The sequence below is a fragment of the Parvularcula maris genome (assembly GCF_024505085.1).
GTDB classification, from domain to species: domain Bacteria; phylum Pseudomonadota; class Alphaproteobacteria; order Caulobacterales; family Parvularculaceae; genus Parvularcula; species Parvularcula maris.
The window spans coordinates 15,375-38,114 of the sequence record NZ_JANIBC010000007.1 but is presented as its reverse complement, the minus strand read 5'-3'; the positions used below and the strand labels follow the sequence as shown (position 1 = coordinate 38,114).

25 protein-coding genes and 3 tRNA genes are annotated in these 22,740 nt (G+C 64.7%); 12 read left to right on the top strand and 16 right to left on the bottom strand.

What is annotated here, in order from left to right; genetic code table 11:
* Positions 1 to 273 precede the first annotated feature (273 nt).
* Both NOG11_RS09820 and NOG11_RS09815 read left to right on the top strand, forming a co-directional pair.
* A complete protein-coding gene (locus NOG11_RS09820; RefSeq protein WP_256619580.1) occupies positions 274 to 2,118 on the top strand; it encodes an SLC13 family permease in 1,845 nt (614 codons plus the stop codon).
* A 123-nt stretch (positions 2,119 to 2,241) separates the two neighbouring features.
* Positions 2,242 to 2,961: an arginyltransferase gene (locus NOG11_RS09815; protein ID WP_256619579.1), complete on the top strand. Its 720-nt coding sequence runs from the start codon at positions 2,242 to 2,244 to the stop codon at positions 2,959 to 2,961.
* Between the two features lie 6 nt (positions 2,962 to 2,967).
* On the opposite strand, the gene NOG11_RS09810 is transcribed toward NOG11_RS09815, so the two are convergent.
* The 3 genes from NOG11_RS09810 to NOG11_RS09800 all read right to left on the bottom strand — a co-directional run bounded on the left by NOG11_RS09810 (position 2,968) and on the right by NOG11_RS09800 (position 6,268).
* Positions 2,968 to 3,996, bottom strand: coding sequence for a hypothetical protein (locus NOG11_RS09810; RefSeq protein ID WP_256619578.1), 1,029 nt, complete (start codon positions 3,994 to 3,996; stop codon positions 2,968 to 2,970).
* Between the two features lie 136 nt (positions 3,997 to 4,132).
* Entirely contained in the window at positions 4,133 to 5,434 is a 1,302-nt protein-coding gene (gene clpX / locus NOG11_RS09805) for an ATP-dependent Clp protease ATP-binding subunit ClpX (protein WP_256619577.1), read from the bottom strand.
* 189 nt (positions 5,435 to 5,623) lie between these two features.
* Complete coding sequence (locus NOG11_RS09800) at positions 5,624 to 6,268, bottom strand: ATP-dependent Clp protease proteolytic subunit (RefSeq protein ID WP_370468261.1); 645 nt, start codon at positions 6,266 to 6,268, stop codon at positions 5,624 to 5,626.
* Between the two features lie 235 nt (positions 6,269 to 6,503).
* Here NOG11_RS09800 and NOG11_RS09795 point away from each other — a divergent pair, with 235 nt between their 5' ends.
* Positions 6,504 to 7,151: a hypothetical protein gene (locus NOG11_RS09795; RefSeq protein WP_256619576.1), complete on the top strand. Its 648-nt coding sequence runs from the start codon at positions 6,504 to 6,506 to the stop codon at positions 7,149 to 7,151.
* A 1-nt stretch (position 7,152) separates the two neighbouring features.
* Here the strand turns inward: NOG11_RS09795 and NOG11_RS09790 are convergent, their stop codons facing one another.
* The 4 genes from NOG11_RS09790 to NOG11_RS09775 are packed head-to-tail and all read right to left on the bottom strand — an operon-like array spanning position 7,153 to position 9,499.
* Positions 7,153 to 7,695 (bottom strand): pyridoxamine 5'-phosphate oxidase family protein, encoded by a 543-nt coding sequence (locus tag NOG11_RS09790; RefSeq protein WP_256619575.1) that lies wholly within the window; start codon positions 7,693 to 7,695, stop codon positions 7,153 to 7,155.
* Between the two features lie 8 nt (positions 7,696 to 7,703).
* Entirely contained in the window at positions 7,704 to 8,525 is an 822-nt protein-coding gene (gene panB, locus NOG11_RS09785; RefSeq protein ID WP_256619574.1) for a 3-methyl-2-oxobutanoate hydroxymethyltransferase, read from the bottom strand.
* A gap of 5 nt (positions 8,526 to 8,530) precedes the next feature.
* Complete coding sequence (locus NOG11_RS09780; RefSeq protein ID WP_256619573.1) at positions 8,531 to 8,968, bottom strand: TerB family tellurite resistance protein; 438 nt, start codon at positions 8,966 to 8,968, stop codon at positions 8,531 to 8,533.
* Between the two features lie 3 nt (positions 8,969 to 8,971).
* On the bottom strand, positions 8,972 to 9,499 hold the full coding sequence (locus tag NOG11_RS09775) for an adenine phosphoribosyltransferase (RefSeq protein ID WP_256619572.1): 528 nt from the start codon (positions 9,497 to 9,499) through the stop codon (positions 8,972 to 8,974).
* A gap of 72 nt (positions 9,500 to 9,571) precedes the next feature.
* Between NOG11_RS09775 and NOG11_RS09770 the strand changes: the two genes are divergently transcribed.
* Positions 9,572 to 9,988 (top strand): c-type cytochrome, encoded by a 417-nt coding sequence (locus NOG11_RS09770; RefSeq protein ID WP_256619571.1) that lies wholly within the window; start codon positions 9,572 to 9,574, stop codon positions 9,986 to 9,988.
* A 180-nt stretch (positions 9,989 to 10,168) separates the two neighbouring features.
* Here NOG11_RS09770 and NOG11_RS09765 read toward each other — a convergent pair.
* From NOG11_RS09765 to cpdR, 5 genes are all read right to left on the bottom strand, one after another.
* A tRNA-Val gene (locus NOG11_RS09765) sits at positions 10,169 to 10,243 on the bottom strand.
* A 52-nt stretch (positions 10,244 to 10,295) separates the two neighbouring features.
* Positions 10,296 to 11,156 (bottom strand): acyl-CoA thioesterase, encoded by an 861-nt coding sequence (locus NOG11_RS09760; protein ID WP_256619570.1) that lies wholly within the window; start codon positions 11,154 to 11,156, stop codon positions 10,296 to 10,298.
* Positions 11,157 to 11,458: 302 nt separating this feature from the next.
* Positions 11,459 to 11,533 (bottom strand) — tRNA-Val (locus NOG11_RS09755).
* A gap of 43 nt (positions 11,534 to 11,576) precedes the next feature.
* The gene (locus NOG11_RS09750; RefSeq protein WP_256619569.1) at positions 11,577 to 11,792 is read right to left on the bottom strand and encodes a hypothetical protein; all 216 of its coding nucleotides are present in this window, start codon (positions 11,790 to 11,792) and stop codon (positions 11,577 to 11,579) included.
* A gap of 289 nt (positions 11,793 to 12,081) precedes the next feature.
* On the bottom strand, positions 12,082 to 12,441 hold the full coding sequence (gene cpdR / locus NOG11_RS09745) for a cell cycle two-component system response regulator CpdR (RefSeq protein ID WP_256619568.1): 360 nt from the start codon (positions 12,439 to 12,441) through the stop codon (positions 12,082 to 12,084).
* Between the two features lie 176 nt (positions 12,442 to 12,617).
* Between cpdR and NOG11_RS09740 the strand changes: the two genes are divergently transcribed.
* The 7 genes from NOG11_RS09740 to NOG11_RS09710 all read left to right on the top strand — a co-directional run bounded on the left by NOG11_RS09740 (position 12,618) and on the right by NOG11_RS09710 (position 19,589).
* Positions 12,618 to 13,490 (top strand): N-formylglutamate amidohydrolase, encoded by an 873-nt coding sequence (locus tag NOG11_RS09740; protein WP_256619567.1) that lies wholly within the window; start codon positions 12,618 to 12,620, stop codon positions 13,488 to 13,490.
* A 328-nt stretch (positions 13,491 to 13,818) separates the two neighbouring features.
* Positions 13,819 to 15,003, top strand: coding sequence for a glycosyltransferase family 4 protein (locus NOG11_RS09735; protein ID WP_256619566.1), 1,185 nt, complete (start codon positions 13,819 to 13,821; stop codon positions 15,001 to 15,003).
* A 63-nt stretch (positions 15,004 to 15,066) separates the two neighbouring features.
* On the top strand, positions 15,067 to 16,149 hold the full coding sequence (plsX, locus tag NOG11_RS09730; RefSeq protein WP_256619565.1) for a phosphate acyltransferase PlsX: 1,083 nt from the start codon (positions 15,067 to 15,069) through the stop codon (positions 16,147 to 16,149).
* Positions 16,146 to 17,105 carry a beta-ketoacyl-ACP synthase III gene (locus NOG11_RS09725; RefSeq protein ID WP_256619564.1) on the top strand — a complete coding sequence of 320 codons (960 nt, stop codon included), beginning with the start codon at positions 16,146 to 16,148 and terminating at the stop codon, positions 17,103 to 17,105. Before plsX ends, NOG11_RS09725 begins: the two co-directional genes overlap by 4 nt.
* A 72-nt stretch (positions 17,106 to 17,177) precedes the next feature.
* On the top strand, positions 17,178 to 17,549 hold the full coding sequence (locus NOG11_RS09720) for an integration host factor subunit alpha (RefSeq protein ID WP_370468263.1): 372 nt from the start codon (positions 17,178 to 17,180) through the stop codon (positions 17,547 to 17,549).
* Positions 17,550 to 17,712: 163 nt separating this feature from the next.
* Positions 17,713 to 18,960: a LysM peptidoglycan-binding domain-containing protein gene (locus tag NOG11_RS09715; protein WP_256619562.1), complete on the top strand. Its 1,248-nt coding sequence runs from the start codon at positions 17,713 to 17,715 to the stop codon at positions 18,958 to 18,960.
* A 552-nt stretch (positions 18,961 to 19,512) separates the two neighbouring features.
* A tRNA-Pro gene (locus tag NOG11_RS09710) sits at positions 19,513 to 19,589 on the top strand.
* A gap of 10 nt (positions 19,590 to 19,599) precedes the next feature.
* Here the strand turns inward: NOG11_RS09710 and NOG11_RS09705 are convergent.
* Entirely contained in the window at positions 19,600 to 20,103 is a 504-nt protein-coding gene (locus NOG11_RS09705; RefSeq protein ID WP_256619561.1) for a YceD family protein, read from the bottom strand.
* The gene (locus tag NOG11_RS09700; protein WP_256619560.1) at positions 20,090 to 20,662 is read right to left on the bottom strand and encodes a ubiquinol-cytochrome C chaperone family protein; all 573 of its coding nucleotides are present in this window, start codon (positions 20,660 to 20,662) and stop codon (positions 20,090 to 20,092) included. Before NOG11_RS09700 ends, NOG11_RS09705 begins: the two co-directional genes overlap by 14 nt.
* Before the next feature lie 132 nt (positions 20,663 to 20,794).
* Between NOG11_RS09700 and NOG11_RS09695 the strand changes: the two genes are divergently transcribed.
* Positions 20,795 to 21,283, top strand: coding sequence for an outer membrane protein assembly factor BamE (locus NOG11_RS09695; RefSeq protein ID WP_256619559.1), 489 nt, complete (start codon positions 20,795 to 20,797; stop codon positions 21,281 to 21,283).
* 14 nt (positions 21,284 to 21,297) lie between these two features.
* Here NOG11_RS09695 and NOG11_RS09690 read toward each other — a convergent pair whose 3' ends face one another.
* Both NOG11_RS09690 and NOG11_RS09685 read right to left on the bottom strand, forming a co-directional pair.
* Complete coding sequence (locus NOG11_RS09690) at positions 21,298 to 22,014, bottom strand: hypothetical protein (protein WP_256619558.1); 717 nt, start codon at positions 22,012 to 22,014, stop codon at positions 21,298 to 21,300.
* Between the two features lie 99 nt (positions 22,015 to 22,113).
* Positions 22,114 to 22,581: a DUF2852 domain-containing protein gene (locus NOG11_RS09685; protein ID WP_256619557.1), complete on the bottom strand. Its 468-nt coding sequence runs from the start codon at positions 22,579 to 22,581 to the stop codon at positions 22,114 to 22,116.
* Positions 22,582 to 22,740: the final 159 nt, after the last annotated feature.

Below are 22,740 nucleotides of genomic sequence, written 5' to 3'. Positions count from 1 at the left end.
TTCGCCGATCCCCTCACCCGAAATCAGATAGATTTCGACCTCTCCCGCAGGCGGGAGAGGTGAGACACGCCACGCCCTCCCGCTAGGAACGCGAGCGAAGCGAAAGCGAAGTCGAGCCGGCGCTCAAGTAGCGAGCGCGAGCGAGCGGTAGCGCCCAGCAAATAACTCAACCCGCGTTGCGCAGCATCGCGGGTTGAGGCAAACCTCGACGTTCTGTCATGTCGCCCACCCCCCAAGCGGGCGAGACGCTTCGGAGCTCTATCGCCAGTGGGTATGGAGGAAGTTCTTCAGCAGTGGGCGATGTGGTACGTGCTGGTGGTGATCGCCGGGGCGGTGATCGCCTATGCCGCCGACAAGTTCTCCATCGAGCTCGTCTCCGGCGCGGTGCTGAGCGCCTTGATCGTTCCCTTCGCGCTCGACCCCTACCGCCAGGCGGAGACGGGGGAGATCCTCCTCGACCCGACGAGCCTGCTGATGGGTTTCGCGAGCCCCGCCCTCTTCGCTATTCTAGGCCTGCTGATCGTCGGCCAGGGCATGTACCAGTCCGGCGCTTTGGAGTATCCCACCCGCGTGCTGGTCAGCGCCTATGAGCGCTTCAAGGGCCTCGCCGTGGTGGCGATCTTCGCCTTCATCATGGTGGTTTCGGCGTTCCTGAACAACACGCCGGTGGTGGTGATGTTCGTGCCGATCATCGGGGCCATCGCGGCCCAGGGCGGCATCTCGAGCTCGAAGATGATGATGCCGCTCTCCTTCCTGTCGATCCTCGGCGGCATGTGCACCACGATCGGCTCCTCCACCAACCTTCTGGCCGTCGAGGCCTTCAGGGTCGCGGGCGGCGAGACGCTGAGCTTCTTCTCGCTGATGCCCATGGGCCTTGTCATGGTGGCGGTAGGTTCGGCTTACCTTCTGGTCGCCTCGCGCTTTCTCCTGCCCAACCGGGACGGGCCCAACGAGCTAGCCGAGCCGGACGGGCGGCAGTTCGTGGCGCAGATCACGGTGGATCGCGGCAACCCGCTGATCGGCGCCTCGCCCAAGGCAGGCATGTTCGACCAGCTCCCGGACATCACCGTGCGCATGATCCAGCGCCGGGACGAGGTGATCCTGCCGCCCTTCGACGACACCGTCCTGCGCCTTGGCGACAAAGTCATCGTGGCGGGCACGAGGACGACCCTCACCAACCTTCTCCGCAAGAGGCCCGAGATCCTCAACAGCTTCATGAGCGAGGTGGAGGTCTTGGAGGGCGCTTCGGGCGAGCTGACCATGGTGGAGGCGGTGGTGGCCCCCGGCTCCCGCGTCATCGGCCGCTCGATCAACCAGATCCGCTTCCGCTTCCAGACCAACTGCGTCATCGTCGGTCTGCAGCGGCGCAGCCGCATGATCCGCACCGAGGTGGCCTCGATCCGGCTCGAGGCCGGGGATGTGCTGCTGATCCTCGGCGACCGCTCGGACGTGCAGGCCCTGCGCGGCGACCGCGACATCATCATGCTCGAGAAGTCGATGCAGGAGATTCAGGACCCCGCCCATGCGCGCTACGCGGCGATGATCTTTGTGGGGGTGGTGGCCTCGGCCTCGACGGGTTTCCTGCCGATTGCTGTCGCGGCGCTGGCGGGCGCCATGCTGATGGTCGCCACCGGATGCCTCAACGTGCGCCAGGCAAGCCGCGCCGTGGACAGGCGGGTCTACCTCCTCGTCGGCGTGGCGCTTGCGCTGGGTGTGGCGCTGGAGAGAACCGGCGGGGCGAACTACCTCGCCTCTTTCATCGTGCCCCTGGCGGAGACAGGCGGGGTCACCCTCCTCATCGCGGTCCTGTTCGGGATCACGGCAATCCTCACCAACCTTCTCAGCAACAACGCCACCGCCGTCCTCCTGACGCCCATCGCCGTCAGCTCGGCCCAGGCGGCGGGGATCGAGCCTGCGGTGCTGGTGCTCACCATCATCTACGCGGCCAACTGCTCCTTCGCGACGCCGGTCGCCTACCAGACAAACCTCCTCGTCATGGGTCCGGGCCACTACCGTTTCAGGGACTTCATCACCGTCGGCGTGCCGCTGACCGTGCTTTTGTGGCTGGTCTACACGCTGGTGGCGCCGGTCTACTTCAAGGCAGCAGGCCTTCTTTGATCGCCCGGCGGCTTGCCAGGCGTTACCAACCGATTCATCTTAAGAGGCTCAGGCGGTAGGGCTTTCTCATCCCCCGTCTGCTAGTGGCCCGGCCGGGGCGCGGATGAGCGGGAAGAGAGCGGCATGAACAACTTCTTCCTGGGTCAACGCTCGGAGTTCTACGTCACCGCCGAGACCCCCTGCCCCTATCTCGAGGGCAAGCGCGAGAAGAAGATCTTCACCTTTCTCGGCGGCGATCAGGCGCCCATCATCAACGCGACCCTGTCCAAGCGGGGCTTCCGGCGCTCGCAGAACATCGCCTACCTGCCCGCCTGCGACGGCTGCAGCGCCTGCCGCGCGGTGAGGGTTGTCGCCGATGGCTTCGGCGAGGACCGCTTCAAGCGGACCATCCGCCGGAACCGCGACCTCAAGCGCGTGATGCGCCCGGCCAAGGTCACCACTGAGCAGTTCTCCGTCCTGCGCGGCTATCTCGACCACCGCCACGAGGGCGGCGGCATGGCCGAGATGACAGTGCTCGACTACCAGCAGATGGTCGAGCAGACCCCGGTGGACACCTTCATCCTGGAGTACCGCGACGAAGGGGGAAGGCTCATTGCCTGCGCCCTTTCGGACCGGCTCGAGGACGGGCTCTCCATGGTCTACAGCTTCTTCGAACCCGAGGAGGAGAAGCGCTCGCTCGGCACGTTCATGATCGCCGACCATGTCCGCTTCGCCCGAGAACTAGGGCTGCCTTACGTCTACTTGGGCTACTGGGTGAAAGGCTCGCCCAAGATGGACTACAAGGCGAAGTTCCAACCCCTGGAGGTCCTCAGCCGCGAGGGCTGGGTGCCGCTCCAGGCTTGAGGAAGGCTACCGCCCCGGACGCGGGTTGCGGGATACGAATTGTATCGTCCGCTTGTTGTCGTAGAGTTGCTGCAACCACTTGCCGTAGTCCCCGAGCTCCTTGTCACCAGGGTAGAGTTCGTAGTTCGCGTCCCCCACCGGCTCTTTGAGGAGACTGGCACTCGCCGACCCGAGGGCTTGATAGAGAACGCCCCTGACTTCCTCGAAGGCCCTGTCGCTTTTTATTCCGAAGCGCCAACTCAGCCAGCCGTGGATGATAAGGAACCCGCCCGCACATGCGGTGATCACCGGAAGCGCCACCGCGATGGCGACGAAACCAGGCTCCCGAACGTCATAGGCCGAGACCAGTGGGACCACGACGCAGCTCATTCCGAGAAGCAGCGTCAGAAGGACCATTGTAAGAAAGTTTATGCCGCGCCGAGCGTCCTTTGCGTCCGCGAGCTTCCGTCGCAACACGACCGCTTCGCCCTCCATCCCTCTGGTTAGGCTGCGGTATAGACGGGTCAGTAGAACGAACCGCACCACGCCTGCTGGTGCCCTGGCGGCATCTTCGGTCCGGGCATCGCTCGCCGCCAGCGACCTCCTCCTACCAACTTCATGGACGACTTTGTCTCGGCAGAGCTGTCGGAGATCTGCCACGAAGCTGCGCCTGACGGCCTCTCCGGCATCGTCTGACCACAGCTTCTGCAGTACCACACGTGCACCAAGGAGGGCCAAGACGCTACAGATTAGCATACCCAAGGCGGTCTCGGCCCCAGGATAAGGTTCCATCTCTGCATAGGCGCGATAGGCGAAGGCAAGTCCGGGAACCAGAGCAAGTAGCATCGTCCCTGCGGCAATGGCGACGGGATAGGTGTTGGTGTACCGATACAGTCGCTTTCGCAGCGGCTCTAGAACGCTCGATCTCATCTGACTGCGAAAGAGTTCGACCTCCTTCTGCGCTAGCCCGTCGAGCGTCTTCTCGTTGAAAGCCTGGATATCAAGCTCATCGAGTCTCTCAAGATACGAGCTCGACCCAGTCACCTTCTGCCCCACCAATGCCCCCAGAAATTTCACTGCGCATTATGAGGATCATCGCAACACCACGCGCGGTCAACCGCTAAGCTGATTAGGCCAGAACGAAAGAGGCCGCCTCGAGGGCGGCCTCTTCTCATCTGTGAGTCGCCGAGCGCTAGGCGCTCTGGTCGCGCTTCTCTTCTTTGTTCTCGGCGAAGACCTGGAGCGGTTTGCCGCGGCCTTCCACGACCTCCTCGTTGACCACGATCTCCTCGACGCCCTCCATGGTGGGCAGGTCGAACATAGTGTCGAGGAGGATGCCCTCCATGATGGAGCGGAGGCCACGGGCGCCGGTCTTGCGGGTGATGGCCTTGCGGGCCACCGCCTTGAGCGCGTCGTCGGTGAAGCTGAGCTCGGTGTTCTCCATCTCGAAGAGGCGCTGGTACTGCTTGACCAGGGCGTTCTTCGGGCTGGTGAGGATCTGCACCAGCGCGTCCTCGTCCAGATCCTCGAGGGTCGCGATGACCGGCAGACGACCGATGAACTCGGGGATCAGGCCGAACTTGAGGAGGTCCTCAGGCTCGACGGCACGCAGCACCTCGCCGATGCGCTTGTCGTCCTCGACGGCCTTCACCTCGGCGCCGAAGCCGATCGAGGCCCCCTCGCCGCGGTTCTGGATCACCTTGTCGAGGCCGGCGAAAGCGCCGCCCACGATGAAGAGGATGTTGGTCGTGTCGACCTGCAGGAACTCCTGCTGCGGATGCTTGCGGCCCCCTTGCGGCGGCACGGAGGCGACCGTGCCCTCCATGATCTTCAGAAGCGCCTGCTGCACGCCCTCGCCCGACACGTCGCGGGTGATGGAGGGGTTGTCCGACTTGCGGCTGATCTTGTCGATCTCGTCGATATAGACGATGCCGCGCTGGGCACGCTCGACATTATAGTCCGCCGCCTGGAGCAGCTTGAGGACGATGTTCTCGACGTCCTCACCCACATAGCCCGCCTCGGTCAGGGTGGTGGCGTCGGCCATGGTGAAGGGCACGTCGAGGATGCGCGCCAGGGTCTGGGCCAGAAGCGTCTTACCCGAGCCGGTGGGGCCGACTAGCAGGATGTTCGACTTGGCGAGCTCTACATCGGAGTTCTTCTGGGCGTGGTTGAGGCGCTTGAAGTGGTTATGCACGGCGACCGCGAGCACGCGCTTGGCGAAGCTCTGCCCGATCACGTAGTCGTCCAAGACCTGGTGGATGTGCTGGGGTGAGGGGACGCCGTCGCCGGTCTTGACCAGCGAGGACTTCGACTCCTCACGGATGATGTCCATGCAGAGCTCGACGCACTCGTCGCAGATAAAGACGGTCGGCCCGGCGATGAGCTTCCTCACCTCGTGCTGCGACTTCCCGCAGAACGAGCAGTAGAGGGTGTTCTTGCCGTCGCCGCCGCTGCCCGTCGGTCCGCTGCCGCCTTTATTGCTGACTTTACTCATCGCATCACTCCTCGTGACGTTGCCTGCTCTCAGGCAACGCTGCCACCGCCCCGTGACTACGGCGCTTGCCGATCAGGCGCAGCCTGCCCCGTTTTAGGACGCTGCGCAATCACACCAAACCGCAAGCTAGGCGGGACAGGTTGATTTGGCGTTGCAGAACCGGGGCCAAGCGCCCCAATCCTGTCAATATTACTTCGCGTCGCCCGACTCTTCGGTTGCAAGACGCTTGTCGAAGACCTGGTCGATCAGGCCGAAATCGAGCGCCTGCTGGGGCGTCATGAAGTGGTCGCGGTCGAGCGTGCGCTCGATCGTCTCGTAGTCCTGGCCGGTATGCTCGACATAGATCTCGTTGAGCCGGCGTTTCGTTTCGAGAATGTCCTTGGCGTGGCGCTCGATGTCCGAGGCCTGACCCTGGAAGCCCGCCGAGGGCTGGTGCACCATGATCCGGCTGTTGGGCAGCGAGAAGCGCTTGCCCTTGTCACCCGCCGTCAGGAGCAGCGAGCCCATGGAAGCGGCCATGCCGATGCAGATGGTGGAGACCGCCGGGCGGATATACTTCATCGTGTCATAGATCGCGAGGCCCGAGGTGACCTGCCCGCCGGGGCTGTTGATATAGAAGGCGATGTCCTTCTTCGGGTTGTCGGCCTCCAGGAACAGAAGCTGCGCCACCAGAAGCGTCGAGACCTGGTCGTGCACGGGGCCGGAGAGAAAGACGATCCGCTCTTTGAGGAGGCGCGAGTAGATGTCGAAGCTGCGCTCGCCGCGGCTGGTCTGCTCGATCACCATCGGGATCAGCGTGTTCATGGTGAGATCGTGCGGGTCGCGTTCGGACATCAATGGCTCCGGTCAGGGGAAGGGCGTTTGTCTGGGACAAGCGCAGGTAGAAGGTGAGAGCCGTCGTGACAAGCGCACGGTTAATGCCCGGTGAAGCGCCTGCGGACGGGAGGGTCATGGGGAGAGATAACCCTCCCGTGACCCTCTTCAACGGGGGGAAAGGATTACCAAGGCGTGAAGCTTGGCACGTCCCTTGCGAGGGCTGCGGCATCGTCAACAGCCGCAAGGGGACACCATGCGCATTCTCAAGAACGCTGCGGCTGCCGCCGTGATCGCCGCCGCCACCCTCACCACCGGCGCCAGCGCCAACGTCATCGTCGATCTCGACAAGCAGGGGTCGAGCACCTTCGGCAGCCCCGCCTGGAAGAAGAACGTCACCATCACCACCGATGGCCAGTCCAAGCGCGTCGCCGCTGGCCTCTTCCGCCTCACCGACGGCGTCGATCAGGTGCTCGCCTTCTGCATCGAGCCGGAGACCTTCCTGAACCTGGGCGAGGATTTCGACACCACCGACACCTCCGGTGACTGGTCCGACAGCTGGGGCGAGATCGTGTCCCTGTTCGAGACGTCCTACGAGTTCGTGGTCGATGCCCGCACCGCCGCCGGTTTCCAGGTGGCCCTTTGGGAAATCGTCGTCGAGGACGACAACAACTACGACCTCTCCGCCGGTGACTTCAGCGTCAGCGCTGGCAGCGGCGTGCTGAACGCCGCCAACCAGTTCCTCGCCATGATCGGCCAGCAGGGCACGGGCGCGTACAACTTCACCACCTTCGCCAATAGCGGCCAGGACCTGATCACCGCCGAAACGCCGATCCCGGCGGCGGCGCTGCTCTTCGCCCCGGCCCTCGGCGCGCTCGCCATGCGCAAGCGCAAGACGGCTTAGGTCACTTCAGGCCGGGCAGACCGTCGATGCTTTCGGCGTTCTTGGCCCGGCGCTTCTGCCACCACTCGTCCTCGGGGTCCTTGACGGCCCAGCGGGCGAGCTGGTCGCGTTCGCCCTCATAGCTGTAGAAGGGCACGCCCCAGCCGCAGCTATCGGCGATGCGGGTGACGTCGATCTCGACGACGTTCCGTGCACGCTCGATGTTCGGGAACGGCTTCATGGCATCGCCGAAGCCCTCCTCGTCATGCTGGATGACCCGGCCCTGACCGTAGAGGCGCAGGATGTTGGCAGGCCCCTCGAAGGCGCAGAACATGATGGTGATGCGTCCGTTCTGCCTGAGATGCGCCACCGTCTCGATGCCCGAGCCGCCAAGGTCCGCGTAGGCGACCTTGTTCGGCCCTAGGATCGCGAAGGCATCGTAGCCCTTGGGCGAGAGGTTGACGTGGCCGCCCTCCCCCGACGGCGCGGTCGCGACGAAGAACATCTTCTGCTTACCGATGAAGGCTTCGATCCGCTCGTCGATGGCGTCGTAGGTCTTGCCCATGGCTCACCTCATCCCTTGCGCAGCCGGTAGGTCTCCGCTTCGCCGGGGAAGCGGCGCCCGCGCACTTCCTCCGCATACTTTTCCGCTGCCTCTTCGATGACGCTCTTCATATCGCCGTAGCGGCGCACGAATTTCGGGGTCCAGTCGAAGAGCCCCAGCATGTCCGGGGTGACGAGGATCTGCCCGTCGCAGGCCGCCGAGGCGCCGATGCCGATGGTCGGGCAGGCCACCTTGCGCGTGATCTCCGCGGCGAGCTCCTCGTCCGTGCCCTCGATGACCATAGCGAAGGCCCCTGCTTCGGCGCTGGCCTCGGCTTCTTCCAGGACGCGGGCGCGCTCTTCCTCTGTGCGGCCCTTGGCCTTGAAGCCGCCATCCACCAGCGCCGCCTGCGGACGAAGGCCCACATGGGCCATGACAGGGATGCCTCGCTCCGTCAGAAAGCGGACGGTCTCGGCGGCATAGGTGCCGCTCTCGATCTTCACCGCGCCGCAGCCTGTCTCCTGCACCACGCGCGAGGCGTTGGCGAAGGCCTCTTCGCGCGAGGCCTCGTAGCTGCCGAAGGGCAGGTCCACGACCACCAGCGCCCGGTCCGCGCCGCGCATGACGGCCTGGCCGTGGAGAATCATCATCTCCAAGCTCACGCCCACGGTGGAGGGCATTCCGTGCACCACCATACCGAGGCTGTCACCCACCAGAAGCACATCGCAATGGGGGTCGAGAAGCTTCGCCGTCGGCGCATCATAGGCGGTCAAACAGACCAGCGGCTCTCCCCCCTTCCGGGAGCGGACGGAGGCGGCGGTGGCCTTCTTCGCGGCAGTCTGCGCGGACACCGGCGCTACTCCGCCACCGGCTTGAGCGCGTCGGCTTCGGCGCGGGTGAAGCCGAGAAAGTCGCGCACGGAGGAGATGAGGAGGTGCTCGTTCAGGGTCTCTCCGTTCACGGACGTCACGACCCAGAGCTGGCGGATGAGATCGGCCTGCTCTTCCTTGGGAAGTCCCTTCACCGCCGCCGCGAAAGGAACGAAGCTCATGCTCTTCTCGACCTCGGCGTCCGCCTCCTGACGAAGGGCCGTGGCCTCGGGGTTGCCAATCATGAAGAGCTTCATGAGCGCCGCCGTCACGGCGTCCTGCTCGACCAGCGTGTAGCGCCCGTCTCGGTGAGCCGCGGCCACGAGAAGCCCGGACGCTCCCTGCTGGGGCGTATAGGCGGTGGGGTGGGTCTCGCCGTCACCGTCGCCGGGGAAGAGCCATTCCGAGAGCTGACGAAGCACCATCCTTCAGTCCTCCTTGAACTGAGTGAGGGACCAGACGTCCAGGCTTAGCTCTTCGAGCTTCGCCCGGCCGGGCAGGCCTTCGAGCTCCACCACGAAGGCGGCGGAGAGGACTTCGCCCCCCGCCTCGCGGATCAGTTCGGCGGTCGCCCGCGCCGTGCCTCCGGTGGCGAGAAGGTCGTCGAGCAGCAGCACCTTGGCGCCCGCGGGCAGCGCGTCCTTGTGGATCTCCAGCGTGTCCTCGCCATACTCCAGCGCGTAGGACCGGCGCAGGGTCTCGCTGGGCAGCTTGCCCGCCTTGCGGACCGGCACGAAGGCGCATCCGAGGCGGTCGGCCACGGCAGCACCGAAGATGAAGCCCCTCGCCTCAATGCCTGCCACATGGGTCACGCCGCGGGACTTGAACGCCTCCGCCATGGCACCGCAGGTATGGGCGAAGGCTTCGGGGTTGCCCATCAGCGTGGTGAGGTCGCGAAAGACGATGCCGGGCTTGGGGTGATCGGGGATGGCCCTGATCGAGGCTTTGAGGTCCATGGTTCTGGTTCATCCGCCGGGCGGCAATCCGCCCGTGGCCTTCGCTGGAAATGACGGTAGAGGGTGGACCCCATGACGCCCCGCCTTGCAAGCCTCGCCGCTGGTCTTTTTCTCCTCGCCGCCTGCGCCGAGGACGCGCCGCCCACTCCCCTCACCGATGAAGAGCGCCTGACGCTGCCCCCGGACCTGGAGATGGGCCAGCGCCTCTTCCGCCAGTGCGGCGTCTGCCACGACGCCGAGGCCGGGCTGCCTCACCGGGTCGGGCCGAACCTCCATGGCGTGGTGGGAGCCGAGGCCGGACGGCACGCGGATTTCGCTTACTCAAGAGCGCTGCAGCGCAGCGAGCTGGTCTGGAATGAGGAGACGCTCTCCGCCTATCTAGAAGACCCCCGCGCGGTCATCCCTGGCGGGCGCATGGCCTATGGGGGCATGCCGAGCGAAGCGGATCGGCGCGATCTGATCGCTTATCTGAAGACGAAGGGGGAATAGGAGCGCAGTGCCTCCTCCCCTACAGGGGGGTAAGCGCAGCGGAGAAGTATGTTCGCAGAAGACCAACGCTGCCGCGGGAAGGCACCCGACCGGGTGCCCAAGCGGTATGGCTCGCCCCATCGGAGGCGCTGCGCGCCGTGAGATAGAAAAAATCCCATTTTCAGCCGCAAGGGCTGAAAATGGTGCGCGTACCAAGGATCGAACTTGGGACCCCTTCGATGTCAACGAAGTGCTCTACCGCTGAGCTATACGCGCGTTCCCCTTCGGGAGAGGCGGCATTAGCGAAAGGGTCTGCGCGGCTCAAGCCCTAACTTTGCGGTTTGTAGCGAATGAGGCCTTCCTGGGCGGTGGAGGCGACGAGGGTGCCGGAGCGGTCGAAGATGCGCCCGCGCGAGAAGCCTCTGGCTCCGCCGGACCAGCCCGAATCCATGGTGTAAAGAAGCCACTCTCCGACCTTCGGGGAGGCGTGGAACCAGACCGCGTGGTCGATCGAGGCCGAGCGCACGCCCTTCGTGGTCCAGTTCACGCCGTGGGGCAGCAGGGCCGTGCCGAGGAGCGCGAAGTCCGAAGCATAGGCGAGGACGGCGCGCCGGACGGCGTCTTCGCCGGGGGTGTCGGCGCCGAGCCTGAACCACAAATGCTGTTGCGGCTCGGCTTTGCGGCCTTGAAAGGCGTGGAGGGACGTCCGCCGCACCTCGATCCCCCGCCTGCGCGCCATGAAACGGCGGAAGGGCTCCGGCAGATGGGTGAGTTCCTCGGCGATCTCCGTGTCGGAGCGCAGCTCTTCGGGGCTGGGCACATCCGGCATGTCTTCCTGATGGGAGAGGCCTTCCTCGCGCAGGTGGAAGGAAGCGATCATGTTGAGGATCGTCTCGCCCCCCTGGCTCGCGACCACCCGGCGGTTGGAGAAGCTACCGCCGTCGCGGTCCCGTTCGACATGGTAGATGACCGGGTGAGCATCGTCGCCTGGGCGGACGAAATAGGCGTGGAGGGAGTGAGCCTGGCGGTCCTCGCTGACCGTGCCGTAAGCCGCCATCAGCGCCTGGGCCACCACCTGCCCGCCGAAGATCCGCCCCCTGGCCTCCGGGTCCTTCGCGCCGCGATAGAGGTCGCGGTCGATGGGTTCGAGGTCGAGCAGGGTCAGAAGCGACTGGGCAGGGCTGGTCATGCTGCTGCACTGCGGCAGATGCGCTAGGTTGGCAAGGTTTTGAGACCCCCTCCCCTTCAGCGAAGCTGACGAAGGGGAGTAGCAACAAAGGACTTCGCTAGCCGACAGTCCCCCTCCGCCCTTCGGGCACCTCCCCCTGGGAGGGGGAGGGAAGCGCAGCGTCTGAGCGACACACCCTTCGAGGCTCGGCGGTCGAACGGGAAGGCACCCGACCGGGTGCCCGAGCCGTATGGCTCGCCCCATCGGAGCGCCCACGGCGCGTGAGATCGAAGAGAAAACCATTTCGATCCGCTGGATCGAAATGGTGGTCGCGGCTGGGATCGAACCAGCGACCACTCGCGTGTGAAGCGAGTGCTCTACCGCTGAGCTACGCGACCAAGGCGGCGGCCCTTAGCGAGGGTGCTGCGCCCCCGCAAGGGATTAGTCGCGGCGGACGGCGCCCTCGTCGAAGGTTTTGCAGGTGTAGCCCGTGGAGGTCACCTTGGCGACGTTGCCCTGACCGCAGGCTTCGATGGCGAGGCGCGTGCGCTCGGCGAGCGAGGAGTTCTCCTCCCAGCCGTCGCTGCCCGCGTCGATGACGCAGCCCGACAGGACGAAGGCGGAAAGAAGGGCGGCGGGCAGTGCGATGCGTTTCATGGAAGACCCTGATGCTTGCTTACTGAGTAACGATAAGAACGCCCAAGGGGCCTTTCAAGAACGTAAGGCTGGGAAAATGGGTCTGGAAAGCCGACATCATTCCCAAGGCCCGATCCACTCAACACGCGGGAGATGGGTCCCACGGTCGAGCCGTGGGAAAGCGTCGATGGATACGCTCCAGCCTCTTATGAAAAATCCGACGCGCCACACTGCAGCGGGAAGGCACCCGACCGGGTGCCCGAGCCGTATGGCTCGCCCCCGCCGGAGGCGCTGCGCGCCGTGAGGTCAGTTAAGCCGCGATCAGCCGGTCCACCTCGTCCACGAGGTCGCGCAGGTGGAAGGGTTTAGAGAGCACTTTGGCTTCCTGGGGCGTTCGGTTGGCCGGGTTGAGGGCCACGGCGGCGAAGCCGGTGATGAACATGATCTTCATCGCCGGGTCGATATCCGCGGAGCGGCGAGCCAGCTCGATGCCGTCCATACCGGGCATGACGATGTCGGTCAGCAGCAGGTCGAACTCGCGAAGCTGCAGCTCGGCCAGGGCGTCGTCGCCCTGCCCCGCATCGACGACCACGTGGCCGGCCTTCTCGAGCGCGCGCTTGAGGAACGAGCGCATGGACTCGTCGTCTTCGGCCAGGAGAATGGCGGCCATCTTCATCGTCCTTCATTGTCGTTTTTGAACGCAACCAGACTACCCAATACGCCCTTAATGCGGCGTGAAGAGAGGTTGTCTTCGCGCGATCCTAATCGGACTTTTCGCCCCTCGCCAAGGGGTTTTCGATAGGCGATCTTGACGCTACGCTGCAGCTTGGTTGAGGTCGGGGTGGCATGGTCGCGCGAATCGTCAAGCAGAACTACCCCAGCCACGTGGTCGAGCGCCCCTCGAGCTGGCGGCACCCCTATCTCTTCTGCTGCCCCCACGCCGGACGGGACTATCCCAGACGCCTACTGAGCATGTCGCCGCTGCCGCTGGAGACCCTGCGCCGCTCCGAGGACGCCTATGTGGACCAGCTCATCCCCTCCTTCGCGAAGGAGCTGGTGCCCACGGTGCACGCGCATTTTCCAAGGCTCTTCGTCGATGTGAACCGCTCGCCGCGGGAGCTCGACCCAGGCCTCTTCAGCGGCCAGGTGGACCCAGGCCCCCTCACCCGTTCGAGCCGGGTCGTGGCCGGTTTCGGGGTGATCCCGAAGCTCGCCGCCGACGGCCGCTCCATCTACGGCTCGCGCCTGCCGAGCAGCGAGGCCAAGAGCCGTCTCAAGCAGTGCTTCCACCCCTATCATGACGACGTCTCGGCCCTTGCCGAGGAGGCGAGGGAGCGGTTCGGCCGTGTGCTGATCGTCGACTGGCACTCCATGCCCTCCTCCGCCGGTGGTCAGCAGAAGCTCGCCGACATCGTGCTCGGCGATCTCTTCGGTGCGTCCTGCAGCGAGGAGGACACGGGCCTCTGGGAGGACGCGTTCATGCGCGAGGGGTTCAAGGTCGCCCGCAACCAGCCCTATGCCGGGGGTTTCGTCGCCTCGAACTACGGCAAGCCGCGCGAGGGGATCGGGGTCCTGCAGATCGAGATCAACCGCGGGCTCTATATGAACGAGCGCCGGGTCGCCCGGAACGCGGGCTTTCAGACCACGGCGAGGCGGATCGAGCAGGTGGTGGACAGGGTGCTTCTCGCCTCGGCCCCAGGCGCCATCGCCGCGGAATAGATCTCGCGCTATCGCCGGAAAATCGAGCGTCAGCGTATCTATTGACTCCGCGTAGGATAAAACCCTTGCGGCCTCGAAAAGCGTCTGGCAGAAAGAGGAAAAAAGGACTGCGGCCGAAGCCGCAGCCAGTCTTAGGGAGGAAACGCCCGGAAGGGCATGTCGGCAGCGCCGACATCTCTTACATGCCACTCCGGGCCGTTTCTGTCCAGCTTTTTTTGCACCGCACAACAGACTGCGTCATTCTAGCCAATCCTCGCCTGTGAGATGGCCGTTTCTTGCCGCAGAGTCCGGGTGACACGCAGGGGCTGTCAGTTTATTGCGATGCCCTATGAGCACGCTTCCCCCTGAGCCCGCCGCCCCGTCCGACAAAGGCCGCCTCAAGACCATCGGACGCAAGGTGCGCAACATCCCGCGCCCCAAACGCAAGTTCGACATGCCGAACTCCGAGGGCGGCCTGAAAGTGGTCATCGCCACCGATGCCTGGAAGCCGCAGCTCAACGGCGTGGTCACCACCCTCGACACGCTGGGCAACATCCTGGAGGCGAAGGGCAACCAGGTTCTCTACATCACGCCGCAGGATTTCCACTCGGTGCCGATGCCTAGCTACAACGAGATCCGCCTGTCGCTCTTCCCCAACCGGAAGGTGGCGTCGATGATCAATACCTTCCAGCCGGACGCCATCCACATCGCCACCGAAGGGCCGATCGGACGGGCGACCAGGCGCTTCTGCAAGAGGCGGAAGTTTCCCTACACGACGAGCTTCCACACCCGCTTTCCCGAATACGCCTATGACCGCATACGCTTTCCCATCGACTGGGGCTACGCGCTGCTGCGCGACTTCCACAACGACGCCGAGACCCTGATGGTCGCGACCCCCGGCCTGATCGAGGAGCTCGAGGGCAAGGGCTTCAAGAACATGAAGATCTGGGCTCGCGGCGTGGACACCGAGAAGTTCCACCCGATGGAGACCGATGTCTATGAGGGCCTTCCCCGCCCCATCATGACCTATGTCGGCCGCTTCGCCGTGGAGAAGACGGTGGAGGACTTCCTCGACCTCGACCTCCCCGGCACCAAGGTGATGGTCGGCCACGGCCCCCAGGAAGAAGAGCTGAAGGCCAAGTACAAGTACAAGAATGTCCACTGGGCCGGCACCCATTACGGCGAGGATCTCGTCAGGCACTTCGCCGGCTCCGACGTCTTCGTCTTCCCCTCGCGCACCGACACGTTCGGCCTCGTCAATGTCGAGGCGCTGGCCTGCGGCGTGCCCGTGGCCGCCTATCCTGTGCGCGGACCGCTGGAGATCCTGGCCGATGCGCCCGAGGGCTGCGGCTGTCTTGACGAAAACCTGAAGGCGGCGATCGAGACCGCCCTCGAACGAAAAGACCCCGAAGCGTGTCGGCAGCACGCAATGAATTTTTCCTGGGAGGCGGGCACGAAGCAGTTCATCGCCAACCTCGAGATACCGGGTTTCGATCAGGAGTGGTGGCTTCGCTCGGCAAAGATGACGGAGTAGAGGCAGCTTCGAAACCTTCGGTTTCGTACCCTCCCCGGACCCTAACGAAAGGCCTCTCTGGCTATGGCACTGGACCGAAGCACACTGACCCTCGCCGTCGACGTCATGGGCGGGGACAACGGCCCGCAGGCCGTGATCGACGGCTGCCGCCTGGCCCTGGACGATGGGCTTCAGAGTAAGCTCGTCCTGGTCGGACAGGAGAGCGCCATCGCCGAGGCGCGGAGCCGGACCAGCCTGCCTGACGACCGGGTCAGCGTCATCCACGCCGAGGGCGTCGTCGCCATGGACGACAAGCCCGCCAAGGCCCTGCGCCGGGCCAAGGACAGCTCCATGTGGGCGGCCATCGACCAGGTGAAGGAGGGGGCGGCCAACGGCATCGTCTCCTGCGGCAATACCGGCGCGCTGATGGCCATCGCGAGGATGCGCCTCAAGATGATCGAGGGCGTCGACCGCCCTGCGGCTTCGGCGCTCTGGCCCAGTATGTCGGGCAAGGCGGTGGTGCTCGATGTCGGCGCCAATGTGGACGTCACCGCCGACCAGCTCGTCCAGTTCGCGATCATGGGCGAGGCGTTCTTCCGCGCGATGACCGAGAAGGAGAAGCCGCGGGTCGGTCTTCTCAATATCGGCGAGGAGGACCTCAAGGGGAACGCCCTCATCAAGCACGCCGCCAAGGTGCTGCGCGAGGCGGACCCCGAGATGGACTTCATCGGCTTCGTCGAGGGCAACGACATCTCCTCCGGCGAGGTGGACGTGGTGGTGACCGACGGTTTCACCGGTAACATCGCCCTCAAGACCGCCGAAGGGACCGCGCGGCTTCTCGGCGGCTGGGTCAAGGAGGCGCTCACGGCGAACCTGATGTCCAAGATGGGCGCGGCGCTGATGATGCCCTCCCTCAAGAAGCTGAAGGACCGCATGGACCCGGCCTCGGTCAACGGCGCGCCCCTACTGGGGCTCAACGGGCTCGTGGTGAAGAGCCATGGCGGCTCGGAGCCAGAGGGCATCGCCTCCGCCCTCGAGCTGGCGGAGGAGCTGGCGGCGCACCCCTTCCTCGACCAGATCAAGGAGACCATCGCCGATGTGGCGGACCGGGCCGTGGAGCTTCCCACCGATGACGAGGAGACGGCCTCGGCGGCGGCCGCGGAATGAGACGAGCGGTCCTGAAGGGTGTCGGCAGCTCGCTGCCGGAGCGCTGCCTCACCAATGAGGAGCTGACCAAGACCGTCGACACCTCCGACGAGTGGATCAGGGAGCGCACCGGCATCCACCAGCGCTACATCGCGGGCGACGGCGAGACGACGGTGAGCCTCGGCACCGAGGCGGCCCGTAAGGCCCTTGCCGATGCTGGTCTGGGTCCCGCCGATATCGACCTCGTTGTGGTCGCCACGGCCACCCCGGACAGGACCTTCCCCTCCTCCGCCGCCCTCATTCAGCAGCAGCTCGGCGTCACCGATGGGGCGGCCTTCGATGTGGCGGCCGTCTGCTCGGGCTTTCTCTACGCCCTGTCGATCACCGCGGGTCTGCTCGAATCGGGCCAACACAATCGCGCACTAGTGATCGGAAGTGAAACCTTCAGCCGTATTCTTGACTGGGAAGACCGGCGCACCTGCGTTCTTTTTGGCGACGGCGCCGGAGCCTTTGTTCTACAAGCAGAAGACACGTCGAAGAGAGGTATTCTATCGAGCTTCATGCGATGCGACGGAAGCCTCGCCGACATCCTCTACGTGGATGGAGGCCCCTCCACCACGGGCACGGTGGGCCATCTTCGCATGGACGGACCGCGTGTGTTCAAGGAGGCGGTTTCGCGTATCAGCAGCGCCATCGTTCAGTGCGCCGGTGACGCCGATGTTCAAATCCCGGAGATCGACTGGTTCGTCCCCCACCAGGCTAACCAGCGGATTTTGAAGGGCGTTGCGAAGAAGCTGCGGCTCAATGAGGAGCAAGTGGTCTCCACCGTGGCGCTGCACGCCAATACTTCTGCGGCCTCCATCCCCCTCGCCTTCGATGCGGCGTGGCGCGACGGGCGTATCGGCGAGGGCCAGCTCTGCATGCTGGAGGGGATGGGCGGGGGCCTCACCTGGGGAGCTGTATTGCTGCGCACCTAAACTTGGATCAACTTCTTATTGATGTTATACCGCTCGCAATATAGTTCGCCGACATAAAGATGCATCGCGGGGATAGTCATGAGCCGAACGAAAACCAGAGCCGATCTGACCGACGCCGTGCAGCAGGCTATCGGCGTGTCCCGGACCGAGGCGGCCTCTTTGGTCGAGAGCACACTCGATCACATCTGTCAGGCTTTGGTGGACGGCGAGACCGTCAAGCTCTCGAGCTTCGGCACCTTTCAGACCAGGCAGAAGAACGAACGCATCGGCCGCAATCCCAAGACCGGCGAGGAGGTTCCCATCACCCCGCGCCGCGTCCTGACCTTCCGCGCCAGCCACGTTCTCAAGGACCGTATCAACGCCACCATGCGGCCCGGTCTGTCCCATGAGGAACATGGCGCAGGAACAAGCGCAGCACCCCAACGCCTGCAAAGCGCAGGCTGACTCTCTGACTAGTTCCGGACTAGCCTCAACTTATCCACTTCTTCATGGTATGAAGAGTTCTTCGGGGCTCTTCCCTACCGATTCACACTTCACCGTGTGAAGGGTTTCGGAACGCGTTCCTTCGACTCCTGTTCGTTTGGCAAGAGTTGAGGGAACACTTCCCATGCGTAACATCAAGTTTGAAAAAGCCTCGAAGCTTGCCACCGGCCTGCTTGGCGCGACTGTTCTCGCCGCCTGCACCACCGCGCCGCGCGACGAAGCCGTGGTAGAGATCATCCGCGGCGAGGAGGCGGTCGTACCAGCAGGCCTCGGTTATGACCGCTACCAAGTGGGCATGGCGGGCGACCGCTACGGCCCCTCCCCGGTCGGCTACCAGCCCAGCGGCACCGGCGGCAGCTATCAAGGCTTCGCCGCCGCGCGCGAGGCCCACCGCCTCTATGATGAGATCACCGCCGAGGGCATGGATGGCGGCTGCGAGCCTGTGGTCTCCGTCAGCTACGGCGACACACTGTCCGATGTGGCCGAGTACTGCGACACGCCGGTGGCCGCTCTTCTCGCAGCCAACCCCTCGATCCGCAGCCCGCACCACCTGCGGGCTGGTCAGCGCGTGGCGATCCCCCGAGTCCGCGGCAATGTCTATGAGGGCATGCGCAGCGCCGCCCTGCCCATCCGCCGCGCGCCGGTCATTCCGGCTGCCTATACCGGAGACACGATGAGATACGTGGTGCGCTACGGCGATACGATCTCCGAGATCGCGGCACGCTACGGCACCTCGACCGGGGCTATCCTGGCCCTCAACCCCCTGATCGACCCCTATGCGTTGCAGCCCGGCGATAAGCTCCTGCTGCCTGCCGGCGCGACGGTGCTCACCCCCCGTCAGTCCAGGACGACCAGGGTCGTCCACACCCGTGAGGCTGCTCCTGCTACGACGGGACCGGTGGTGGTCAACATCAACGGCAGCGGTCATGTCGCCGCGCCTACCCCGTCCACCAGCGTGGCGATCAACGTGAACCAGCCCTCTCAGCCCATGGCGACGGTGAACAGGGTCGTGACCACACCCGTGATCGAGCGGACGGTTACCGTTCCCGCCGCCCAGCGCAGCCTCGGCCAGCCGGGGGTCCACTACGAGATGATCGGCACCACTACCCCTACCGTCGTCGCCGCGGCACCGACCGCCAGGGTATCCCTTCCGGCATCGACCGTCGGCCATGTTGCAGCCGCCCCCTCCCGCGAAGCGCTGCGCTACCAGGCCAGCCTGCCCAGCGACGGCCGCAGCTACAACGATCTCGGCACGGCCTGTATGCGGATCAACGCATCTGGCGAGCAGGAGGTCTACCGCGTAGCCGCCAGCGCCTCCGGTCCGAGCTGCGGCGCGGACAAGCCGGTCCGGCTCTACAAGGCCAGCAACTGATTGGGTCGCAAAGACCCTCAGTCTCAGTCAGTTGAGCAAGGGCGGCAGGGAAACCTGCCGCCCTTGCCATATGAAGCGCCTACGGACGCTTACGGAAAATGAGCTTATTGAGTGATCTCACCCGCAATCAGGAGAGGTGGTCCGTAAGCAAACCACCCGAACTGAATTTAGACTGAGAAACTACCGAACGAGTAGAGGCGCTGCCCCATCTCTCCCTCCGGGCGAGATGGGCGGCCTGCCGTTTCCAAGTTCACTCCTAGCCTAAGACGGCTGTATTTTCTGCAAACGCTGAGGCCCCCTCCGCCCTTCCGGCACCTCCCCCACTTCGTAGGGGAGGAAAAGCAGAACCACCACCTGCTCTCTATGTCGCTCCCCCTCCCCGAGGGGGAGCTGCCGGTAGGCTGAGGGGGAGGAGTCAGCAGCGCCTATGTCTCCGTCTGTTTGCAAACGCTACAACCGCCAATCAACCGCGAACCCCACCCAGCAAATTCCGCGCTTGCTGGCCCCTTAGCCTTTTGCTAGGGCCCGGTTTCCTCGCTGCGGCGAGGCGGTCGGAGTGTAGCGCAGCCTGGTAGCGCACTTTACTGGGGGTGAAGGGGTCGTCGGTTCGAATCCGGCCACTCCGACCATTTTACCTTTTCAAGTCAGCCCCTTGAGGGCGTCGAACGGGCTGATCCTCGCGCCTGCGCCAGGATCCTTGGGCGCCTCCGCCCCTTCGATCCGCGGATGCGCCGACATGCTCAGGACGAGCTGCTCGAGGGCCACATCCCAGAGGTTCAACGTGTCCCCCTCCAGCGGTTCGGGCGCGTCGAGGTCCGCCTCGAACTCCCCTTCCCGCTCGTCGCCTGCCTCGGTGATGTACTCGGCGGTGAAGTCCTCTTCGATCGTCTCCCGCATCGGCTCGAGGCTGACGACGCAGGTCCTGCCGAGATCGCCGCGAATGCTGCCCTCGATACGGATCAGCGTATCGCGCCTGGTGATGGAGAGCTCGGCGGCGAAAGCCTTCGCGTTCTCGATATCGAGGCGCTCCGCGATGGCCTTCAGCTCCGTCTCCCCGGCCACGAGGCTCGCCGTGTAGGCTTCGCTACCGAACTCGTCGAGGCGGACCAGGCGGGTGAGCAGATGATCGTTACTGGGCTGCATGGCTGACCTCTTCTTCTAGTGTGAGCGGGGGAAAGGTGACGATGCCGCGCTGGAGCTGGGCGGTGTCCTGCTCGGCCAAACTCTCGGCGCAGCGTCTGACATAGCCCGCAAGCACAGGGGCTCGCGGGTGGCTTTCCTCGTCATAGACGTTGCGCGAGAGCGCGTCTTCGAGATCGCCCTCCCCGGCGAGCGCCTCCTGATAGACCTTGGCCCTGCCGAAGAAGGCTTCGGCATAGCTGCGCACTTTCTTGCCCACACGCAGGTCGCCCACCCCCATCTCGCGAAGGTTGTCGTCGACATCCCTGAACATCACGTCGAAGAGGAGCTGGGCCAGTTGCGCCTGAGCTTCAGCCTCCTGGCGCAGGCGGCGGATCAGCAGGATCATATGCAGGGAGAGGAGGTCGTAGCGCCCCTCCACCGTGTCCGGCACACCGGCTTCGGTATAGAAAGCGGGCCTGCGCGACGCTTCGGCGGCCGCCACGTAGAGATCGTGCGCCACCCGCCGCCGGTCGTTGCGGCCGGTCGCTTTCGCCAGCAGGGTCTTGATGCGTTCGTACATGGTGAGGACCTAGGCCGCTTCACGTTTTCCGCCTAGTTCTGGCAGGCAGGCAACGCCTATCTTTCAACATTATCACAGGTGGAATGGCCGTCGGGGATTGACCCTGCGGCGAGATAAAGCGATCAAAACTGCATGATCCGACAGCTCACCGCCGCCGCCATGATCGCCCTCCTCGCCTCGGGTTGCGTATCGACCAGGGCACAGCACGGCTATGTGGTGGAGTTCGGGGAGACAGGGCTTGACGCCCTTCCCGGCGTAGACAGCAAGGAATCGGTGCTGGCGCGCTTCGGCGAGCCTTCGGTCAGGCCCCCGCTGAACGACGACACTTGGTACTATATCAGCCACAAGACCAACGCCCGCGCCTTCTTCCAGACGCAAGTTTATGACCGGAACGTGGTGGCTTTCCGCTTCGATGAGGAGGGCCTGGTCGAGGGCGTGGACCGCTACACCCTGGAAGACGGCACCCAGGTGGACATGGTGGGCCGCGTGACCGCCACCCGCGGCAAGACGCTCAGCTTCTGGGAGCAGCTCCTCGGCGGCGTCGGTGCCGCCGCGGGTCTGGTGCCCGAAGGCCAGCCCGGTGCGGGCGGCGGGGGCGGTGGCCCCGGCGGACCTCGCTGACGCTTAGAACCCTACTAGTAAGGAGAGGTGGGCGAGGCTGTCTCGAGCTCGTCGATCGGCACGACGATGATCGTGTCCTGCTCTTCGGCGACTTCGGCACCCTCGAGAACGATCACCTCTTCCGTGGTAATGACCGGAACGTTCGCCTGCATCCGCTCGGCGGCCTGCTCGGTCAGGATCGCCTGACGCGATGCGGCTTCCAAGGCGTTCTGCGCCTGCTGCGCCTTGAGGGCGGCTTCCTGCGCCTCGACCCGGCTGTTCTCGACGCTCGCCACCATGGCGGCCGCCTCTTCGGCATCGTTGGCCAGACGCTCCGCCTCCCTCAGCCTAGCCTGCAGCTCCTCCGAATAGGTCTGCATCAGCGCTGCGGTGCGGTCGGCGTTCTGGGCCGCGGCGACGGTCGTCGCTCGCGAGGCGGCGGCGGCCTGGTTGGTGGAGACCAGGGTCTGGACGGAGTTCGCAGCCTCATAGGCCCGCTCGCTGGCCGCGTTCAGTTCGACGGCGAGCTGGGCTGCGCGCTCGGCGTTGCGCAGGGCATCCTCCAGCACCGCATCGAGGTCGCGGGCGGCATCGTGGCCGCTCACCGCAACCCGTGAGGTGGAGCGGTTCTCCGGGCTGATATTGGGGTTGGAGCTGACGCTGAAACGCTCGCCGGAGACCGCCATCAGGACGATCCAGCCGACGAAACCGATCACGCCGAGGAAGAAGAGACCGCCGAAGAACTTTCCCATGACCCTGCAACTCCACTGAAGACCTGGAAAAGAGAACGGCCGGGAGCGGGGGTGGGTTCCCGATCTCCCGGCCTGAACACTCAAAGCACTGGAGCGTGACTATTGAGTCGTGTCCGTGCTGCCCGGCTGTTTGTTTTCCCAAGCGCGCTTGAAGTTGTCGAACTCCTCGCGGTCGCGGGCCATGCGCAGGTCGCGCATGTGCTGCTCGAAGGCGTCGCGGGCTTCGTCCAGCTTGCGCTTTTCCTCGCGTAGGCGCTCGATCTCGGCATCACGCCAGGCGTCGAAGGCGGCGTTGCCCGAGCCTTGGGTCCGGTTGGACGTCCAGGCGAAGCCCTTATTGGCAGCGCGCTTAGCGGTGCTCTTGGTCGCTCCCCAGTTGGAGAAATCAAGCCCCATCTCGCGGCCATACATCATGTAGGCGATCATGGCGAGGCCGAGGAACCACAGTCCCGACACGAAGAACAGGATCATCAGCGCAATATTCACCGGCGTCCATGCCGGTCTCAACTGGTGCTGAAAGGTGTTCTGGTCGAATACCTTGTCGCTGGTGGTGGATTGGTTGTTCAAGTCTGCCTCCTCTTTCCTTTGCGGAAGCTGTGACAGTTCCGCCATGACTATCAGATGGGGACGTTATCGAAGAACGGCAAGAGGGCACGCGCGAAAATCGGTGCCCGGCGTTCACACACCCGTTTGGGGGGAATGGGTTCACATTCTTTCTGCCTACCT

What these genes read in the sequence shown, in the direction of transcription:
- NOG11_RS09740 (WP_256619567.1), top strand. Translation starts at nt 12,618, where the DNA reads ATGGTCGCGCGAATCGTCAAGCAGAACTACCCCAGCCACGTGGTCGAG.
- NOG11_RS09795 (WP_256619576.1), top strand. Translation starts at nt 6,504, where the DNA reads ATGCGCATTCTCAAGAACGCTGCGGCTGCCGCCGTGATCGCCGCCGCC.
- NOG11_RS09800 (WP_370468261.1), bottom strand. Translation starts at nt 6,268, where the DNA reads ATGTCCGAACGCGACCCGCACGATCTCACCATGAACACGCTGATCCCG.
- clpX (WP_256619577.1), bottom strand. Translation starts at nt 5,434, where the DNA reads ATGAGTAAAGTCAGCAATAAAGGCGGCAGCGGACCGACGGGCAGCGGC.
- NOG11_RS09750 (WP_256619569.1), bottom strand. Translation starts at nt 11,792, where the DNA reads ATGAAACGCATCGCACTGCCCGCCGCCCTTCTTTCCGCCTTCGTCCTG.
- NOG11_RS09760 (WP_256619570.1), bottom strand. Translation starts at nt 11,156, where the DNA reads ATGACCAGCCCTGCCCAGTCGCTTCTGACCCTGCTCGACCTCGAACCC.
- NOG11_RS09695 (WP_256619559.1), top strand. Translation starts at nt 20,795, where the DNA reads ATGATCCGACAGCTCACCGCCGCCGCCATGATCGCCCTCCTCGCCTCG.
- NOG11_RS09815 (WP_256619579.1), top strand. Translation starts at nt 2,242, where the DNA reads ATGAACAACTTCTTCCTGGGTCAACGCTCGGAGTTCTACGTCACCGCC.
- NOG11_RS09735 (WP_256619566.1), top strand. Translation starts at nt 13,819, where the DNA reads ATGAGCACGCTTCCCCCTGAGCCCGCCGCCCCGTCCGACAAAGGCCGC.
- NOG11_RS09775 (WP_256619572.1), bottom strand. Translation starts at nt 9,499, where the DNA reads ATGGACCTCAAAGCCTCGATCAGGGCCATCCCCGATCACCCCAAGCCC.
- NOG11_RS09690 (WP_256619558.1), bottom strand. Translation starts at nt 22,014, where the DNA reads ATGGGAAAGTTCTTCGGCGGTCTCTTCTTCCTCGGCGTGATCGGTTTC.
- cpdR (WP_256619568.1), bottom strand. Translation starts at nt 12,441, where the DNA reads ATGGCCGCCATTCTCCTGGCCGAAGACGACGAGTCCATGCGCTCGTTC.
- plsX (WP_256619565.1), top strand. Translation starts at nt 15,067, where the DNA reads ATGGCACTGGACCGAAGCACACTGACCCTCGCCGTCGACGTCATGGGC.
- NOG11_RS09715 (WP_256619562.1), top strand. Translation starts at nt 17,713, where the DNA reads ATGCGTAACATCAAGTTTGAAAAAGCCTCGAAGCTTGCCACCGGCCTG.
- NOG11_RS09705 (WP_256619561.1), bottom strand. Translation starts at nt 20,103, where the DNA reads ATGCAGCCCAGTAACGATCATCTGCTCACCCGCCTGGTCCGCCTCGAC.
- NOG11_RS09790 (WP_256619575.1), bottom strand. Translation starts at nt 7,695, where the DNA reads ATGGGCAAGACCTACGACGCCATCGACGAGCGGATCGAAGCCTTCATC.
- NOG11_RS09770 (WP_256619571.1), top strand. Translation starts at nt 9,572, where the DNA reads ATGACGCCCCGCCTTGCAAGCCTCGCCGCTGGTCTTTTTCTCCTCGCC.
- NOG11_RS09700 (WP_256619560.1), bottom strand. Translation starts at nt 20,662, where the DNA reads ATGTACGAACGCATCAAGACCCTGCTGGCGAAAGCGACCGGCCGCAAC.
- NOG11_RS09725 (WP_256619564.1), top strand. Translation starts at nt 16,146, where the DNA reads ATGAGACGAGCGGTCCTGAAGGGTGTCGGCAGCTCGCTGCCGGAGCGC.
- NOG11_RS09820 (WP_256619580.1), top strand. Translation starts at nt 274, where the DNA reads ATGGAGGAAGTTCTTCAGCAGTGGGCGATGTGGTACGTGCTGGTGGTG.
- NOG11_RS09780 (WP_256619573.1), bottom strand. Translation starts at nt 8,968, where the DNA reads ATGGTGCTTCGTCAGCTCTCGGAATGGCTCTTCCCCGGCGACGGTGAC.